The 17,209-nt window shown below is 65.5% G+C and carries 19 protein-coding genes; 7 read left to right on the forward strand and 12 right to left on the reverse strand.

The window, feature by feature from the left end; genetic code table 11:
* Nucleotide 1: 1 nt before the first annotated feature.
* Entirely contained in the window at nucleotides 2–1,105 is a 1,104-nt protein-coding gene (locus P8R42_24455) for an efflux RND transporter periplasmic adaptor subunit (protein MDG2307744.1), read from the reverse strand.
* A gap of 82 nt (nucleotides 1,106–1,187) precedes the next feature.
* On the opposite strand from P8R42_24455, the gene P8R42_24460 reads away from it, so the two are divergent.
* Genes P8R42_24460 through pgl form a run of 3 tightly spaced genes read left to right on the forward strand, consistent with a single transcriptional unit; the run spans nucleotide 1,188 to nucleotide 3,659 of the window.
* Nucleotides 1,188–2,510, forward strand: a complete 1,323-nt coding sequence (locus P8R42_24460) for a nucleoside recognition domain-containing protein (GenBank protein MDG2307745.1) — start codon at nucleotides 1,188–1,190, stop codon at nucleotides 2,508–2,510.
* Nucleotides 2,511–2,541: 31 nt separating this feature from the next.
* Nucleotides 2,542–2,961: a VOC family protein gene (locus P8R42_24465; protein ID MDG2307746.1), complete on the forward strand. Its 420-nt coding sequence runs from the start codon at nucleotides 2,542–2,544 to the stop codon at nucleotides 2,959–2,961.
* Complete coding sequence (gene pgl / locus P8R42_24470) at nucleotides 2,958–3,659, forward strand: 6-phosphogluconolactonase (GenBank protein ID MDG2307747.1); 702 nt, start codon at nucleotides 2,958–2,960, stop codon at nucleotides 3,657–3,659. Before P8R42_24465 ends, pgl begins: the two co-directional genes overlap by 4 nt.
* On the opposite strand, the gene P8R42_24475 is transcribed toward pgl, so the two are convergent.
* Nucleotides 3,660–4,097: a hypothetical protein gene (locus P8R42_24475; protein ID MDG2307748.1), complete on the reverse strand. Its 438-nt coding sequence runs from the start codon at nucleotides 4,095–4,097 to the stop codon at nucleotides 3,660–3,662.
* Nucleotides 4,098–4,246: 149 nt separating this feature from the next.
* Between P8R42_24475 and P8R42_24480 the strand changes: the two genes are divergently transcribed.
* The 4 genes from P8R42_24480 (at nucleotide 4,247) to P8R42_24495 (ending at nucleotide 8,368) form a co-directional block, all read left to right on the forward strand.
* On the forward strand, nucleotides 4,247–4,807 hold the full coding sequence (locus tag P8R42_24480) for a hypothetical protein (protein ID MDG2307749.1): 561 nt from the start codon (nucleotides 4,247–4,249) through the stop codon (nucleotides 4,805–4,807).
* 74 nt (nucleotides 4,808–4,881) lie between these two features.
* Nucleotides 4,882–5,907: an alcohol dehydrogenase catalytic domain-containing protein gene (locus P8R42_24485; GenBank protein MDG2307750.1), complete on the forward strand. Its 1,026-nt coding sequence runs from the start codon at nucleotides 4,882–4,884 to the stop codon at nucleotides 5,905–5,907.
* A 129-nt stretch (nucleotides 5,908–6,036) separates the two neighbouring features.
* On the forward strand, nucleotides 6,037–6,699 hold the full coding sequence (locus P8R42_24490) for a sigma-70 family RNA polymerase sigma factor (GenBank protein ID MDG2307751.1): 663 nt from the start codon (nucleotides 6,037–6,039) through the stop codon (nucleotides 6,697–6,699).
* Entirely contained in the window at nucleotides 6,692–8,368 is a 1,677-nt protein-coding gene (locus tag P8R42_24495) for a zf-HC2 domain-containing protein (protein ID MDG2307752.1), read from the forward strand. Before P8R42_24490 ends, P8R42_24495 begins: the two co-directional genes overlap by 8 nt.
* Nucleotides 8,369–8,387: 19 nt before the next feature.
* Here the strand turns inward: P8R42_24495 and P8R42_24500 are convergent, their stop codons facing one another.
* The 10 genes from P8R42_24500 to P8R42_24545 form a co-directional block, all read right to left on the reverse strand.
* The gene (locus P8R42_24500; protein MDG2307753.1) at nucleotides 8,388–9,884 is read right to left on the reverse strand and encodes a hypothetical protein; all 1,497 of its coding nucleotides are present in this window, start codon (nucleotides 9,882–9,884) and stop codon (nucleotides 8,388–8,390) included.
* A gap of 174 nt (nucleotides 9,885–10,058) precedes the next feature.
* On the reverse strand, nucleotides 10,059–10,355 hold the full coding sequence (locus P8R42_24505; GenBank protein MDG2307754.1) for a hypothetical protein: 297 nt from the start codon (nucleotides 10,353–10,355) through the stop codon (nucleotides 10,059–10,061).
* A 14-nt stretch (nucleotides 10,356–10,369) separates the two neighbouring features.
* Nucleotides 10,370–11,659, reverse strand: coding sequence for an NADH-quinone oxidoreductase subunit NuoF (nuoF, locus tag P8R42_24510; protein ID MDG2307755.1), 1,290 nt, complete (start codon nucleotides 11,657–11,659; stop codon nucleotides 10,370–10,372).
* Nucleotides 11,660–11,662: 3 nt separating this feature from the next.
* Nucleotides 11,663–12,205, reverse strand: a complete 543-nt coding sequence (locus P8R42_24515; GenBank protein MDG2307756.1) for an NAD(P)H-dependent oxidoreductase subunit E — start codon at nucleotides 12,203–12,205, stop codon at nucleotides 11,663–11,665.
* A complete protein-coding gene (locus P8R42_24520; GenBank protein MDG2307757.1) occupies nucleotides 12,195–13,415 on the reverse strand; it encodes an NADH-quinone oxidoreductase subunit D in 1,221 nt (406 codons plus the stop codon). The genes P8R42_24515 and P8R42_24520 overlap by 11 nt, the downstream gene beginning before the upstream one ends.
* Before the next feature lie 15 nt (nucleotides 13,416–13,430).
* Nucleotides 13,431–14,000: an NADH-quinone oxidoreductase subunit C gene (locus P8R42_24525; GenBank protein MDG2307758.1), complete on the reverse strand. Its 570-nt coding sequence runs from the start codon at nucleotides 13,998–14,000 to the stop codon at nucleotides 13,431–13,433.
* A 22-nt stretch (nucleotides 14,001–14,022) separates the two neighbouring features.
* Nucleotides 14,023–14,565 (reverse strand): NADH-quinone oxidoreductase subunit I, encoded by a 543-nt coding sequence (locus tag P8R42_24530; protein MDG2307759.1) that lies wholly within the window; start codon nucleotides 14,563–14,565, stop codon nucleotides 14,023–14,025.
* 10 nt (nucleotides 14,566–14,575) lie between these two features.
* Nucleotides 14,576–16,270, reverse strand: a complete 1,695-nt coding sequence (locus P8R42_24535) for a 2Fe-2S iron-sulfur cluster-binding protein (protein ID MDG2307760.1) — start codon at nucleotides 16,268–16,270, stop codon at nucleotides 14,576–14,578.
* On the reverse strand, nucleotides 16,263–16,874 hold the full coding sequence (nuoB, locus tag P8R42_24540) for an NADH-quinone oxidoreductase subunit NuoB (GenBank protein MDG2307761.1): 612 nt from the start codon (nucleotides 16,872–16,874) through the stop codon (nucleotides 16,263–16,265). Before nuoB ends, P8R42_24535 begins: the two co-directional genes overlap by 8 nt.
* Nucleotides 16,875–16,998: 124 nt before the next feature.
* Nucleotides 16,999–17,208, reverse strand: coding sequence for a hypothetical protein (locus P8R42_24545; protein ID MDG2307762.1), 210 nt, complete (start codon nucleotides 17,206–17,208; stop codon nucleotides 16,999–17,001).
* Nucleotide 17,209 lies beyond the last annotated feature (1 nt).

A 17,209-nucleotide genomic window follows, 5' to 3' on the forward strand; every position in this document is an offset into this window, starting at 1 on the left:
GTCAGCCCGGGGCTGCCACGGCACGAACGGCAGCCGGCTCGCCCTCGCGCAGCTTCTCGTGGCCCGTCACGACGATGGTCTCACCGGGCGCGACACCGCTCACGATCTCGACCCGGCCGGGAAGCCGGACTCCCGTTCGGACGGTACGCGCGCTGGCATTGCCGTCCTTCACGACAAACAGCAGGAGGCGGTCGGCCGTGGGAACGATGGCCTCCTCGGGCACGACCGGCGCGTTCTCCCGGCGTTCGAGCCGAACCTCCACGCCACCGAACTGCCCCGGACGCAGCAGACGATCCGGATTCGGCACCTCCGCCTTCACCGTGACGGTACGGTTCTCGGCGTCGACGGCGGGATCCACGAACGTAATCTCACCCGGGAACGGGCGCTCGGGCAGGCTCGAGACGCGCGCCGTCACTGCGAGACCCGGAGCCAGTCGCGCGATGTACCGCTCGGGTAGAGCGAACACGAGTTCGAGCGGATCGTCGTCGATGAGGAGCCCGATCGGCTCCCCCTGGGCAATGAAGGCACCAGGATCGACGCGAAGCCGGCCGAAGACGCCGGCGAACGGAGCTTCGACGACGGTCTCGTCCAACTCGGCTTTGGCGAACGCCAGGTTGGCGCGAGCGACTCCCAGCGCCGCCGCAGCGAGGTCGTACTCGGACTGCACGTCGTCGTGATCCTGCTCGGACGCAATGCCTCGTTTGCGCAGGGCCCCGGAGCGAGCCGACGTTCGCTTGGCACGCGCAACGCGGACCTCGGCCTGCGCCAGAGCAGCCTTGGCCTGATCGAGGCGCGCGACGAGGTCGCGGTCGTCGAGCTGAACCAGGGGCGTGCCCTGCTCCACTCGTTCCCCCTCACTCACCGGCAAACTCCGGATTCGACCGGACCGCCGGGCCTTCACCTCGACCCGCTGGTCCGCTTCCAGGCTGCCGACGGCTTCCACGAGCACGTCGACGTCCTCCGCAGCGACTTCGGCCGTCTCCACCGGGATCGCGGGACGGGCCGCGTCCGCGCCCGTCTCGGAAGCCCCGCCGCAGGCCTGGCTGAGGCCGGCGACAAGCGCCAGGAGCGCAAGGCCAGCCCGAAGATCGGGGCCAGAAGCCATCGCTTCAGCATAGGGCACCCCGGAGCGTGTTCAAGCGCAACCCTTGACGGACGGCCTGGCAGCCCGGAGGATCGCCGCCCCCATGCTGAACGGAATCTGGCTCTTTCTCATGCTCGGCTCGATCGTCTACGCGGCCTGGAACGGACGCCTGGCTGAAGTCACCGAGGCGCTGTTCTCGAGCGCGGGCGCGGCCGTGACGCTCGTCATTGGTCTCGTCGGCATCATGATGTTCTTGCTTGGCCTGATGCGGGTCGCCTTCGATGGCGGTCTCCGGGCGGCGATTGCGCGCGCGCTGGCTCCGCTCCTACGGCGCCTGTTCCCCGACGTGCCCTCTGACCATCCGGCGATGAGTTCGATGGTGATGAACATGGCCTCGAACATGACCGGCCTCGGGAACGCGGCAACGCCCTTTGGCTTGAAGGCCATGACCGAACTGGACCGGCTGAATGAGCACCCCGGATCGGCTTCAGATTCGATGGTGTTGTTCCTTGCGATCAACACCTCTGCAATCACGCTCCTGCCGCCCCTCGGCACGATAGGCGTGCGACTCGCCGCCGGGTCTCCGCACCCCGAGATCATCTGGGCGCCGACCTTGATCGCAACGACGTGCTCGACCGTTGCAGCCGTCGGTGCGTTCTATCTGCTTCGCCGACTCCCGCGGTTTCGCCACCAGGATGTCGCCGGCGGCGCAACCGCTCGCCCCGACGTGGGCGACGACCCGTCCGCCGATGAGGCGCCGCCCGCAGTCGACCCCGAGGGATCTACGGGCTCGCGCCGTGTGGCGATCTTCGTCACAATCGTGGCCCTGGCCGCAGGCTTGGCCCTCGACCTGAATCGGATCGCGACAGACAACGCGTCGGCGGACATCCTTCGCGTAGCCGTGCAGACCTGGTTGTTCCCGCTTCTCGTCGCAGGACTGCTCCTGATTGGCTGGGCCGGCCGGGTTCGGGTCTACGAATCCATGATCGAAGGCGCGAAAGAAGGACTCTCCGTGGCCGTGCGGATCGTGCCTTACCTCGTTGCGATCCTCGTGGCGGTCGGGATGTTCCGCGCGTCGGGCGCACTCGACCTGTTCGTTTCGGCCCTCGACCCGTTCACCAGTCGCATCGGCGTCCCCGCCGAGGCCCTGCCCATGGCGCTTCTGCGGCCCCTCAGCGGGTCGGGCGCATTCGGCGTCATGAGCGAAATTCTCAGGGCCCACGGCCCGGACTCCTTCATCGGGCTGCTGGCGAGCACGCTTCAGGGCTCGACCGAAACCACCTTCTACGTGCTCGCCCTGTACCTCGGCGCGGCCGGCGTCCGCGATGGGCGCCACGCCCTCATCGCGTGCTTGACGGGTGACGTCGCCGGCTTCTTCGGCGCCGTCGCCGCGTGCCACTGGTTCTTCGGTGATTTACCAACGTGACTTGGTCAGGCGCGTGTTCTAGACGAGCAGCATGAAGTATCTACATACGATGGTGCGGGTCAGTGATCTCGACGCGTCGCTCGACTTCTGGATCGCGAAGCTCGGCCTGGAGCAGCTGGGGCGGTACGACAACGAGGCCGGGCGATTCACCTTGGTCTTCCTCGCGGCGCCCGGAGATTCGACCGCGCAAGTCGAGCTCACGCACAACTGGGACCCCGAAGAGCTGGGCGACGGCCGTAACTTCGGGCACCTCGCCTACGCCGTCGAGGACATCTACGCGACGTGCCGGGGTCTGCTGGATGCCGGGGTCGTAATCAACCGACCACCGCGCGACGGACACATGGCCTTCGTGCGGTCTCCCGACGGCATCTCCATCGAGCTCCTGCAAAAGGGCGAGTCCCTGGCCCCGAAGGAGCCTTGGCAGTCCATGGAAAACACGGGATCTTGGTGAGTTCAGCGGAAGTTCTGCGGGGCGACCGGGCCGACCTCGATCTCCGCGCCGCGCGGCTCGTCTCGAATGCCATCGAGCAGTGCGCGGCCACCCAACCGCAGGTCGTGCTGGGCGTGGTTGGGGGCAGGAGTGTTGGCGGCATCTACGCACACCTCGAAGGGATGCCCCTTCCGTGGCACAAGCTCCACGTTTTCCTCGCCGACGAGCGCCTCGTGCCGGTCAGCAGCGACGAGAGCAACTTCAAGCTGGTCAAGGACGATCTGCTGTCGGCCCCCCTTGGCGACGGACGAATGCCCGAAGCGAACGCACACTCGTTCCCATTCCGGCCAGACCAAGCGGACGCCGGCGTCGCCGCCTACGATGCTGCCCTGGCGGCCGTCGGCGGGCGCTTCGACATCGCAATTCTCAGTGCCGGCGAGGATGGCCACACCGCGTCTCTGTTCCCGGGCCACCCCGCGCTCGACTCTGGCGCCAGCGGGTTCGTGCTGGTCGAGGGCTCGCCCAAGCCGCCGCCGCGCCGCATCAGTGCCTCGCTTCCCCTCCTCGCGAAGACCCGCTTTGGCGTGGTCGTGTTCTACGGAGAGAGCAAGCGGGCCGCGCTCGAGAAGTTCACCGCCCCGGACGTGGAACTCGAGCAGTGCCCCTCGAAGGTCGTCTCGAAGATGGAACAGGGCATCGCCCTGACCGACCTCGACTGATCAAAATCCGAGGAGTTTCTCCCGGAGGCTCGGGGTCGGCGTCGGCCCCGTGATCGGCGCGCTTCGCTCGACCCGGTTCACCAGAACCCACTGAGAACCGAACTGGGTATAGCCGGTGATCTTCAAGAGCTCGTTGGGCTTCGAGGCGCGGATCTCCTCCAGCTGGTCCGCGCCGCCTTGGAAGACGAAATTCGGTTTGATCGGCTGTACTTGCGAGACCAGTTCCCCCGCCGTCGGCCCCGTCGCCGTAAGCGTGATCAGATTCGTGAGCGCGAAAGGCTTCAGGTCCCCGTCCCCGATGCGCACCTGAAACATCTTCCAGGGCTTGACCTGTTCCCTGGAACCCCCCAAATAGCCTTCGATTCGGACCTCTACCTGCCGCGGAGTTCCCCCGATTCCGAGGATCGCGGCCAGCGCCAGCAATAATAGCGTCTTCATGACGCGAGCCTATCCCCACTCCCTCGGCGAGGCCATCCCGACGGCCCACCCGACAACCCGTGTCAAGACCGACCCATTGCTTGACACATTGTTAGGGATTCGATAGCCAGGCACCGATCACGTTTGATTTTCGGAAGGAGTGCGAGGGGATGTTGAGGGACGAATCTCAGATCAGCCGGCAGGCACGTTGGCAACGAAAGCACCGAGCGATGGGCCTGTGCGTCCTTTGCAGCAAGCCCGCCTTCAAGGGCTGGCGCTGCAAGAAGCACTACGAGCAGCACAAGATCACGATGCGGCTGCGGTACATCCCGAAGGTCCGTGGGCGGTATAAGGTCAAGGTTGGTAGCTCCTCGCTGACCGAAGCCACGGCCAAGCGCAAAAAAGCGACGAAAGCCGCGCCCGAAAAAAAGAAGGCCGTGAAAGCGACCACGAAAGCGGCAAAACCCGCCTCGAAGGTGATCAAGAAGGACACCGTGAAGGCGGCGACCCGGAAGGTCACCGCGAAGAAGACGGCTACACGCAAGAAGACCACGTCTGCGGCAACCGCGAAGAAGACGGCTGCCCGCAAGAAGACCGCGTCTGCGGCAACCGCGAAGAAGACCACGTCTGCAGCAACCGCGAAGAAGACGGCTGCCCGCAAGAAGGCGACCGGCTCGGCTCGGAAAACCGCGACGCGGCGCACGACGAGGCGGAAAGCCGCCAAAGCCTGATCGCAGGGGCGCACGGCGCTCCTGCTCTCGGCCTGGCGCTCTAAGCGATGGCCGCGACCGCGCAAAGGATGCGGGTGGCCTTTTGCCAGGCCGCAGGAGAGGTGCAGCTTCGCGAGGCGGCGGTGCCCCGCCCCGTCGGGGACGGTGAGGTGCTGGTTCGCGTGCGGCGTTGCGGCATCTGCGGCAGCGACCTGCACTGGTACAACGGGGAGACTCCCCCTCCCCTGGTTTGCCCGGGCCACGAGATCGCCGGCGTCGTCGCCGCGGTGGGAACAGGCGTTGCGAACCTGAGCGAGGGAGATCGGGTCACAGCCGAGGGGATGCGAACGTGCGGCGCGTGCGCGTTCTGCCGGGCCGGCCGCAGGCAGCTGTGCCCCGGCATTCGGATCCTCGGCCTCTCGACCCCCGGAGGGTTCGCCGACTACCTGCTCACCGATGCCCGCCACCTCTACGCGGTGCCGGACGGGATCGACGACGAGCTCGCTCAGCTGACCGAGCCGCTCGCCGTCGGCATCCACGCGCTGCACCAAGCGGACTTCCAACCCGGCGGGCGGGTTCTGGTTCTCGGGGCCGGCTCGATCGGTCTGCTATGTGTCCCCGCCGCCGTTGCCGCCGGCGCAAGCGAGATCGTCGTGTCGGCACGGCGACCGCACCAACGGGACGCGGCTCTCGCCCTCGGGGCGCATCGGGTGATCGACCCCGCGAGCTTGCGCGGCGCAGCCGTGGCCCGCGCCGACGCGGGGTTCGATCTGGTGATCGATACGGTCGCCGACCCGAAAACCAGCCTCGAAGATGGCCTCCTGGCCGTCCGGCCCGGTGGAGCGGTGGTGGTCGTCGGGGTTTACACGGCGCGAGCGTCCCTCGACGCGCTGCGGCTCATGACGCACGAGATCCGGCTCATTGGTGCCATGTGCTATGCTGGGACTGGAAACCGAGCCGATTTCGAGGTTGCCCTCGGCCTCCTCGAGAGCGACGGAGAGGCCATCCGCAGGGAGATCGTGACCCATCGGGTCCCGTTTGAGGCCCTCTCGGAGGGCTTTCGGCTCGCGGCGGACAAGACCACGGGTTCGGTCAAGGTGAGCGTTGCGATTTCCGACTAGGATCAGACCGTTAGCTCGTAAGGATCCGCCCACCGGAACGTCAGTTTCGGCCCGATGGCGGTGGATGCGGGTGTCCTCGGAGCGGGGACGTGGGTGGGGTTGGTTCAGCGACCGGCAAGGCGGGCACGCGTGAGCCCGGGCCGCGACAAGCTCCAGGCCGTCCCCGACGCGCCGACCTCCGACGCCCACCACAAGGGCCTCGCTTTCGTTGAGCGCTGCCGGGCAGGAGAGCTAGGCATCCAAGAGGAGTTCCTTGAAGCCTACGGCCCCCTCGTCCGCTTCGCGATGTCTTCCGTGCTTCGGCAGCGAAGCGTTCGGCTCGAAGCCGAGGAGACCGCCGACCTCTTCCAGAGCCTTCTCCTGTCGTTCTTCGATCGAGGGTGCCGCCGATTGAAGATGTACGACGGCCGCGGCGGCGCGTCATTCGCGACCTTCGTGCGCGTGTGCGCCACCCGCCAGACTCTCGACCACCTCCGACACCTTCGCCGACAACCAACCTTCGTTCGCGAGGATAGAACCACCACCGGGCGCGGACTCTTCGACGACATGCCCGACCCCGGCGCCGGGCCCGAAGCGGCCGCGGCCACCGCAGAACGCATCCGTCAGCTGGGCAACCTGGTGGCGACACTACCGCCGCGCGAGCAGATGCTGGTGCGACTGCACTTCATCGACGGCCGCAGCATCCCCGAGGTCGCCCGGGTGCTCGGCATCACCGACAACGCGACACACGTGCTCAAGTCACGCCTGCGTGCAAAGCTGCGAGAGCGGATGGGGCTGGACGATCATGAGTGACCTGCTCAGACGTGCGCTCGGTGACGTGCCGACCGAGGACCACCTCGGTGACGCGCTCCTGAGCCGCTATCTCGATGGGGCGCTCGAGGGCCCCGACCGAGAATCTGCCGAGCGGCACCTCGGGAGATGCCCTCGTTGTACCGAGGATCTCGCCGCTGCCGTTCGCGTCGAGATCGAGGCAGAAGCGCTCGAGGTCACTCGCCCGCGCGCTGCGCCGCAGGCCGCGCGCCCGGTCGCACGAGCCGAGTCCTCGACGCGCACCTGGCTTCGACTGGCCGCAGGCATCGCTCTCGTGTTCGGCGCGCTCCTGCTGAGCCGCGAGGCCGGGCGACTCGTTGCCGGACGGCTCGAGCCCGTCCTCGTCGCGCAACTCGAGGAGTGGACCGAGCGCGATGTCACGACGAAGGGCACCTCACTCGTCGTCAGCGGTGGGCCCGGAATCGAAGTCGCCGGTCTAGAGATCACCGACGACCCGAGCTTCTCCGATGAGAACTTCGCCTCCGTCGAACGAATCGCGCTTCACGTGCATCCGTCCGCTCTTCTCGGCGGCCGACTCGAGGGCTCCGTCGAGCTCGATCGTCCAGTCCTCCGCCTTGTTCGAAATGCGGGCGGTGAGTGGAACATCGAGACCCTCGGTGGCCGGGTTCCCGGCGCTCGCGGAGTCGCCGGCATCGTTCGAGCCGAGGTCGACCGCGCTCTGGAGCAAGCCGCCGCGGGCCTCCCTCCGACCGGCATCACGGACGAGCCCCGCGTCCAGCTTACTTCCGCGACCATCGACGGCGGCATTCTCGAGATCGAGGACATCGGAGGCGGCGGCGAGCCCCTACGGGTCCAGAACGTCAACCTTTCGTACCACGGGATCCCCGGGCGACGTGCCGCGCTTTCACTGGACGGTCAGCTCGGATCCGAGAAGGACCGCATCGCACTGCGCGGTGAGGTCGGTCCATTCGAGGGAAGCGTCGTCCCCGTGTACCGCTTTCGTGAAGTCGAGCTCGAAGCCGTCCCGGTGGCGAAGATACCCGGCGGGCCCGCAGCGGTCATCGGTCAGCTCACGTTCGATGGCCATCTAGAGAGCGCGGGACGCGCCCTCGGAGAGATCGTCGCGGCCGCACGCGGCGGTGGCGAGATCGGACTGTGCTGCGGAACGTTCAAAGGACGCAATCTCGCACGGGACTTCCTCGAGCGCCTCGGCGAACTTTCGGGCGGACGCCAGCTTCTTCGCGCTGCGCGCAACGATGCGGCGCTCGCCTCCGCACTTGCGTCGGCCGATACTCCCTACGACCGTCTGGGTGGCATGGCCGATCTCGACCCCGGCACGCTCCACATCGCAGGACTCGAAGTCGACACGGGCCTCTTCCGCGCCGACGCCGACGCATCCATCGGACTCGAAGGCACTCTCGCCGCCGAAGGCTCCATCCAACTCTCGCCGGAAGTCGGCGCGATTCTGCTCGCGGCTGCGCCGGCGTTCGATGCCCTCTCCGAGACCGACGGCTCGATCCACTTGCCCTTCCGGGCGAGCGGCAGTTGGGCGAACCTACAGATCGACCTCGACGTGAAGGCACTCGTCGCGCGCCTCGGCATTGCGACGCCGCCGAGCCTTCTGGCCCTGTTCCGTCATGGCGGGAAGACGAACGGACTGTGGGCCGCGCTCGCCTCCTCTCCGGGCTGAACTACCCGAGCGAGAGAGCCTAAGCGATTTCGTCGGGGAGCTTACGCGGAAGCAGAAGAAGCACGCGGGTACTACTGCGATCGATCGAACTGATCAGCAGCAGGTCGCCATTTGCGTTGATGTCCGCGATCGAGATGTCGTCGACGAGGATGCCGCCGTCTACCTCGGCGCCAAGCTCCAGCAACGTCTCCAGCGGCCCGCCATTCCAACGAATGAGTCGCGTACCACTGATTTTGCGGTCACCGTTCTCCTCATCGATGACGCCGAGCCTCGCGACGAAGACGACGTCGCCATTGACGCCCACTCGAACCTGCTGGATGTCGAGGATGTCCTGCGGATCGCCCTTATGGTCATCGGCGAAGCCTTGCCCCTCATGGACGATGTAGCTTCGCCGCCCGTCCTTCCAGGCGCGGAGGCTGACCAGGTTGTTCCCACCAGCCGCATCGGACTCGAAGAACACGCGGTAGATCACCTGGTTGTTGCCGTCGATGCCTTCGGCCCGTACGTCGACCTCGGGATGCCCCTCGAAGTTGCCGCCGTTCTTCTCGACCGTGGTGAGGAAGCCCTCGTCGTAGAACAACACGTGCTCCTGATCTCGCTCTCCGTCGCCGTCGGTATCGAAAAAGCCGTCGATCGCGATGGCGCCCGTCGGTGAGATCGCACGGGGCCTGGCGGAGAACAACACGCCGAGCCCCTCGATGTTGCCGCGACGAGCTAGGAGGCCCTCGAACTCACCATCCCGGATCAAGCCGATCAGCGGCTCGTTCCCGCGGGCCGGGAGTCCGACGGCGGTTTCTCCGCGCGAGTTCGCCTCGAGAAGGACCGAAGTCGGCGTCTGGTCGCTGAGCGCGTTCGGAATCTCAACGCGGCTTCCCTGGCCGTTCTGAACCGCGTATACGCGGAGATCGCAGCTGATGTCCGGGTCGGTTGGGTCCGTGTTGTCGACCGTGCACGGGCTCGTGCCGAGGGTGAACACGACGCTCCCCGATCCGGCGACACGCATCGCTCCCAGCGTACGAAACCCATCCGGAGTCTCGCCCGGCGGCGTCCGCGCCAACGTCGACAGTTCCGACCCGTTCCAGAAGAACAAGCCGTCGTTGTCGAGCTCGTTGCCGACCTCGAAAGCGAACTCGCCCGTCGGAGCCATGCTCAGGTTACGAACGTTGGCGAACGAGAGACCCTCGGCGCGGGAATCTCCTACGGTGAGGACGGATCGCATGCCTCCATCCGGACTGCGGAGAAAGACGCCGTTTCGAGACGGCGTGGCGCGCTCCGAAGCGATGATCGCGACGGTGCGGTCGTCAGACATCTTCGCCGACTCGATCGTGCCGACCCTGAACTCGCCCGGGAATGTGTTTCCATCGCGGGCGAGCACACGCAGCTTGTCCGGCGTCGGCGGAGGATCGCCACCGCCACCACCACCACCACCACCACCACAGCCCTCCGTCACCAGAACCGTGGCAGCCAGGGCCATTCCAAACAGGCCAATCCGTCGAGACCGCATTTTTATCATCATGAGCATCACCTTCGGGTGGGAGTGAGCCATCAGGGTAAGGCCAGAATCACGATCTCAGCAAGGGGGTACGCAATGCCAATCGGACGATCCGGGAGCCGCCTCCACAACCGACATGTGGATTGCTCGATGGTCTGCCAAGGCGCCGCCTTCCCGACACCGGCGGGGTGGGCGGAATCAGGCCCTGGAACGGAGTTCTGCGGGCGATTCCGGGACGAGATGCCCGTCCTGCTCTACCCGCAGGGCGCCGACCAGGTCGTAACGCTGCCAATAGATAAGCCGCTGCCTTGGCCGACTCGGCTCGTGACGCGGCTTGTCGTAGACCCACTTCTCGTTGAACTCGATCCCGTGTTCGGTCGTGAGTCGCGGCTCGTTCACGCTTCCGACCGTGTGGTCGGGGGTGCCGAACAGCCGAACGATCTCGTTTCGGCTCAATACGGCTTCCTGTTTGGTATCGATCTCGGTCTCGGCCATGGCTCCGTCTCCGCTCAGATATCGAAGGACACGCCGTCGAGAGGACAGCCGCCGTGCTCGATGTGCGCCTCGAACTCGCCCCGAAACCGCCGCAGGAACCACCCGGTCCCCCACGCAGCTGCGTCGGAGAGAGCGCAGATGGTGTGTCCCTCCATGAAGCTCGTGACTTCATCGATCGTGTCGAGGTCCTGGATCGTCGCCGTGCCGGCCTCGACCGACTTCGTCAGCTGGTGCAGCCAGCCCGTTCCCTCACGACATTGCGTGCACTGACCGCAGGACTCGTGGCGGAAGAACCGTGCGATCACCATGGCGGCTCGCACGAGACAGGCCTGATCATCCATGACTATGATCGCACCGGTGCCGAGGAGCGTCCCTGCTTTCTGCAGGCTGTCGTGATCCATCTCGACTTCCATCGCCATCTCGGCGGTGAGAACCGGCATCGACACACCGCCGGGAATGACGGCCTTCAGCGTGCGCCCGGGTCGGAGGCCTCCGGCGTGCTCGAAGATGATCTCGCGCAACGGAACGCCCAGCGGCAGCTCGTACACACCCGGCTTCATCACGTTGCCGCTCACACCAAAGATCGTCGTTCCGGTGCTCTTCTCCTTGCCGATCCCCTTAAACCAGTCGGAGCCCTTCAAGACGATGTGCGGGACGTGGGACATGCTCTCCACGTTGTTGATCACGGTCGGCTGCTTCCAGAGCCCGGACACGGCAGGGAACGGCGGTCGCTTGCGCGGTTGGCCCTTGCGGCCCTCGAGGGACTCCATCAGGCCCGTCTCTTCGCCGCAGATGTAGGCGCCGGCGCCACGGTGCACGAACACGTCGAAGTCGAGACCGCTGCCGAGGATGTTCTTCCCGAGATACCCGGCCGCGCGCGCTTCTTCGACGGCTCCCGTCAGGGTTTCGAAGGCGCCACGATACTCTCCGCGCATGTACACGTAGGCAGCGTCGATCGTGTTGGCCCAGGCTGCGATCAGGAGACCTTCGATCAGCTTGTGCGGGTTCCGCTCGAGGATCTGGCGATCCTTGAAGGTGCCCGGCTCACTCTCGTCCGCATTGCAGGCGATGTAGCGAGGACGCCGGCCGTCCTTGGGCAGGAAGCTCCACTTCATGCCGGTGGAGAAGCCCGCACCGCCGCGGCCCCGGAGCCCGGACGACTTCACTTCTTCCACGATGTCCTCCGGCTTCATCGACTGCAGCGCTTTCGCCGCGGCCTCGTAACCGTCGTTCTGCTTGTACTTCTCGATTGAGGTCCAGTCCTCGCCCTCGGGCGGGAGCAGGAGTCGGAGCTGTTCCGTCATGCCCTAACCCTCCCCGTCTTTCGCAGCATCCTGCGCCGCGAGCCGGGCGCGCAATTCTTCGAGCAATCCCAGCAGGTCGTCCCCGCTGAGGTTCTCGCGGTAGCGCTCGTTGTTCACCTGGATCACCGGAGCAGTGCCGCACGACCCCAGGCACTCGACTTCGCCGACGGAGAAGTTCCCGTCCGGGGTCACTTCTCCCGGGCGAACTGCGAGCATCTTTTCGAGCTGACCCATGATCCCGCGCGCCCCCTGCAGGCAGCACGAGAGGTTCGTGCACACACGCAGGTGGCAACGACCCACCGGCTCAGAGTTGAACATCGCGTAGAAGTGGATGACTTCCCACACTTCGATCGGCTTGAGTTCGAGGAGGTCCGCGACTTCCGGCACGACTTCCTTCGGGATCCAGCCCTCGAAGGTGTCCTGCACGAAGTGCAGCGCGGACAGGAGTACCGCGCGCTTTTCCGGGTACTTCGGAAATTCCGCGATGATCCTCTCGCGAAGCGCCTTAGGAAGAACCGGGGCCACGGCGGCCGGCTCAGCGGTCACATTCGCCCCCAATCATATTGACCATGTCGAACGTCGGGATCACGTCGGCAAGCATTCCCCCCTCGACCATCGGCGACATCGCCTGCGTATTCGAGAAGCTGGGCGAGCGGGCACGGCACTTGTAGGGCTTCCCGCTTCCGTCGCTGACGAGATAGAAACCCAACTCGCCGTTGCCACCCTCGACAGCCTGATAGACCTCGCCGACCGGCGGCCGAGGCCCCTCGGTGACGAGCTTGAACTGCGAAATGAGCTGCTCCATCCGCGAGAAGACCTGCGCCTTTGCGGGAAGGCGCACGCGCGGATCGTCGAGGTCGACGGGGCCACCCGGCAGTTCGCCGAGGCATTGCTCGACCATCCGGGCGCTTTGCCGGACCTCTTCGCATCGAACGAGGAAGCGATCCATGTTGTCGCCGGACTCGCCGACCGGAACATCGAAGTCGACTCGGTCGTAGACGAGGTACGGGTCGGTGCGTCGAAGATCGAGCGGCACACCGGCCGCTCGGAGCAACGGCCCCGTGACGCCGAGAGCGATCAACTCTTCCTTCGGCAGGACTCCGGTCCCCTCCATCCGATCTCGGAAGATCGGATTCGCAAGCAGCAGATCCTCGAAGTCCGTATGGAGGCGAGCCACTTCGGCCATCTTCTCGCGGGCAAGCGCCGCGAACTCCGGGCCGATGTCGTTTGAGACGCCGCCGATCCGGACGTAGTTGCACGTCACGCGGGCGCCGCACATCGTGTCGAGGATGTCCCAGGCGCTCTCGCGAGCCTCGACCGCGTAAAGAAACGCGGTGAACGCACCGAGTTCGAGCGCACAAGCGCCCATACACGTGAGATGATCCGCGATGCGCGACGCTTCGCTCGCAATGACCCGGAGGTACTGACACCGCTCAGGGACCTCGACGTCGAACAGCTTCTCACACGCGAGTGCGTAGCCGACGTTGTTGATCATCGGCGAGACGTAGTTCAGCCGGTCGGTATACGGGAAGGCCTGGTAGTACAGCCCACTCTCGCACTCCTTCTCGAAGCCGCGGTGGAGATAGCCCACTTCGACCTCGGCGCTAAGAACGGTCTCACCGTCGAGGCGAAGGTTCATCCGAACCGTGCCGTGAGTCGCGGGGTGCGACGGGCCGAGTTTCATCTCGAGCGGCTCGAACGGAATGTCGAGCCGGTCGGTGCTCTCCTCGGCGGTCTTTTGCTCCTGCTCTGCCATGATCTAGGACTCGCGTTAGCTGCGGGACTCGCCGCTGTCGGCATTGGCGCCCACGGGCGCTCCCGGACCGATGAGGGGCTGTCTCTTTTCCTTGGGGTAGTCCTTACGCAGCGGATGACCTTCGAACTCTTCGTAGAGATAGATCCGCTTCAGGTCTGGGTGGCCGTCGAACTGGATGCCGTAGAGGTCCCACGCTTCGCGCTCGAGCCAGTTCGCGCCGGACCAGACGGGCACGACACTGGCCACCTTCGCGTCATCCTCTTCCAGGGGAACCTTCAGGCGCAAGCGGTGGTTCTTCTGTATCGAGAGCAGGTGGTAGACGACCTCGAAGCGCGGCTTGCGACCGAGGTAGTCGACCGCCGTCACGTCGACGAGCATGTCGAAAGCATTCACCGGATCGTCGCGCAGAAAAGAGCACGCATCGACGAGCGATCCACGATCGAGAACCGCCGTGCGGTCGCCGCGGAAGGAGTGCGTCGCCAGGACAGCCTCGCCGAATTTGTCGCGCAGGCTCTGCAGCAACGGATCTTCGGGCGCGCTCTGCTCCGCGCTCTTCTCGACCGTCGGCTCGTCGACGTCACTCAAAGGACCTTCGCTCCCTTCCGACTCAACGCTCGTAGCTTCGCCGCACGTACTCGAGGCGGCGCGCCAGGCTATCGACCGGCACAAGGAGGTCGTCCTTGTGCCACAACGTGCCGGCTCGACTGAACGCGGCGATCTCGACGCGATCGCTCATGACGATCGCTTCTTCCGGACAGGCTTCTTCGCATAGCCCGCAGTACATGCAGCGCCCCATATCAATGTCGAAGACCTGCGGGTAACGCTCGATTGCATCTTCGGTCTCGTCGGGGACGATGTGGATGCAGTCGACCGGACAGGCCCACTCGCAAAGACCGCAGGCCACACAACGCTCTTTGCCGTTGTCCATCTCGACCAACACCGGCATCCCGCGGAACGCAGGCGGCTTCACGACGTCCTCTTCTGGATACATGATGGTCGCGACCGTCGGCTTGCCGATGATCCAACCCCAGAGATTCCGGAAGAAGTGACGTGAGGTCACACGCAGTCCGACCATGATGGCCCGAATGGAGAACGGGCCTGCCATCTTGGCAATGGCGGCTCGATCTACTTTGACGACGCGGCTTGCCATGATTGTCGCCTCACCCAGGCTCGGCGGCAGCCGAGCCTTCCTCCGTCTCCGCGGGTGCAGGCGGCGGAGCCGCTTCACCGACGAGGACTCCCAAGCTGCCCAGGCGCTCGAAACTCATACCTTCGTAACCGGACACCTTCGCAGCGACTTCGGCGAGTGTCGCCCGCGCGTCGAAGCGCGCACTTGCCGGGTCGCCACCGGCGAGCAAGGCCGCGAGGCGCGTGAACAGGCCGCCGTCGCAGTAGGATCCTTCAGCTGGCGTCATGGCCCGTCGGACGCGCTGGACGCGGCCCGCGTGATTGGTGAACGTGCCGTCCTTCTCCGCCCAGACCTGTCCGGGAAGCACGACCGAAGCCTTGTCCGCCCACGGAGCCTGGTTGGTGTCCTGCAGGATCAGTGTCTCGACGTTGTCGAGCACATTGTGGAGAGCTTCGTCCTCGGCGACTTCCGCCAGGGCTTCACTGCCCACGACGTAGAGAAGCTTGATGTCGCCACTCGCGGCGGCGGCGAGGATCCCGGCGACGTCGGAGCCTCCTTCGCCCGGGACGACACCCATCTCTCGGGCGCCGCGGGCGTTTGCGACCTTCTCGGCCTGGATCAGGAAGCCATCGGCATCGCCCATCGGGACGACGACGTCGACGTTCGGAGTGCCGATGGCATCACGCGCAAGCGCGGCGAGGTGATACTGCTCTTCGTTCGTGAGGCTGCCCGAGCCGAGAATACCGACGGCGCCGGCGCCATGCTCATCGATGACGGCTCGGATTCGAGCGGACGCGGCTGCGAGGGCCTCGTCGGTCGAGACGACCGGCGTGGCGCCATTTGTCGGCTCGCTGCGCACGGTCGCATCGCGAACGCGTGTCTCGTCCTGAGCAAACGCGTAGTGCAGGCGACCGTGATCACACATCCAGGTTTCGTTCACGTCGTCATTACGGCGAGGAACGAGTCGCTGAATTTCGTTCTTGAACATCCCGAGCTTCACGTTGCAGCCGTTCGAGCAGCTCGGACAGACGCTCTGCGTTTCCTCTAGGAACCACACGCGGCGCTTGTGGTGAAAGTCCTCGGAGAGGAGCGCGCCAACGGGACATATGTCTGCGGTGTTGATCGAGTAGTCGTTGTCGAGCGGCTGCCCGGGCGCCGTGCCAATGTGCGAGTGATCCCCGATCCCGAAGACACCAAGCTCGTCGGTCTTGGAGATCTCGTTGGTAAAGCGGACGCAGCGTCGGCAGAGGATGCAGCGTTCCTGGTCGAAAACGACGCGGGGGCCGATCGGATGGCGCTTCAGGCCCTTGCGGCGCGGGCTCGACGTGCGCGCGTCCTCGCGGCCGTATCCGTACGAGTAGTCCTGCAGGTAGCACTCGCCGGCTTGGTCGCAGATCGGACAATCCAGCGGATGGTTGATGAGCAGAAGCTCCATCACTCCGCGGCGAGCCTTCGCGACCTCTTCCGACTGCGTGTCGACCTCCATCCCGTCACCGACGGGAGTGTTGCAGGCGATCGCGAGCTTCGGCGCGCCGGTCTTCACCTGGCACATGCGGCAACTGCCATCGATCGAGAGCTTCGGATGGTAGCAGTAGTGCGGAATCTCGATGCCGTTATCGAGCGCCACCTGAAGGAGCATGTCGCCCTTCTCGGCTACGATCTCCCGGCCGTCGATGTTGAGCGTGACGGGATTCTCGAACTTCGAACCAGCGTTCCGGTCAGACATCGTGAATCTTGACCTGCCCTGGGGACATACGCACGGGCGCTCCTGCCTGGAAGTCCAGCGCCGGCTGCTGTCCGTGGATGTTCTCGACGGGGCGATCGCTTCGCTCGCGGCGGATGCGTTCCTGCAGCTTGAGTAGTCCGTCGATGACCGCTTCGGGCCGCGGCGGGCAGCCGGGAACGTAGATGTCGACGGGAACGATGCTGTCGATCCCCTGGACCACCGCGTAGTTGTTGTAGGGCCCGCCGGTATTCGTGCAGTTACCGAACGACATGACCCACTTGGGATCCGCCATCTGCTCCCACACGCGACGTAATACGGGCGCCTGCCGGTGCGTGATCGTGCCGACGACCAGGAGGAGATCCGACTGGCGCGGCGTGAACCGCGGTAGGGTCAGCCCGAATCGATCGGTGTCGAACCTCGGGCCCGTGACGGACATGTATTCCATCCCGCAGCAGGCCGTGACGAAGGGGTACTGGAAGAACGCGAACTTCCGCGCCCACGCCAGAGCGTCCTCGTAGCGAGACGTAAAGAACGAGTCTCGCAGGTCCGACCCACCCGGACGGCCATCCTGGTGGAGAAACTGCTCTTTTGTTTCGGTCGCCATGGTCCCCTCTAACTGATCCTCACAACCCGGGTACTCTAGCGACGGAAAGGTCCCTCCGCCACCCGGCCGCCCACGTCGACTCCCGAAAACTCCCCGGCCTTAGGCAGATTCTTCTTGGAGTCCCCTACTGGATGTTGCGGAGGGTGAAGCCGGGTTCATGGACGATATTGCCGACGCCGCCGGCACCCTTGGCCGGGTCCATCTCGTTGGTGCAGCCGAACTCGCAGGGCTCGCCGTCCACGCAGGGCTGGCAGCAGTAAACGATGCTTCCGAGGCGGATGCCCCGATCGACAGCGATCATGCAGCCGCAGACCGGACATTTCAGATTGGCCATC

This window comes from Candidatus Binatia bacterium (genome assembly GCA_029243485.1).
In the GTDB taxonomy this organism is placed as follows: domain Bacteria; phylum Desulfobacterota; class Binatia; order UBA12015; family UBA12015; genus VGTG01.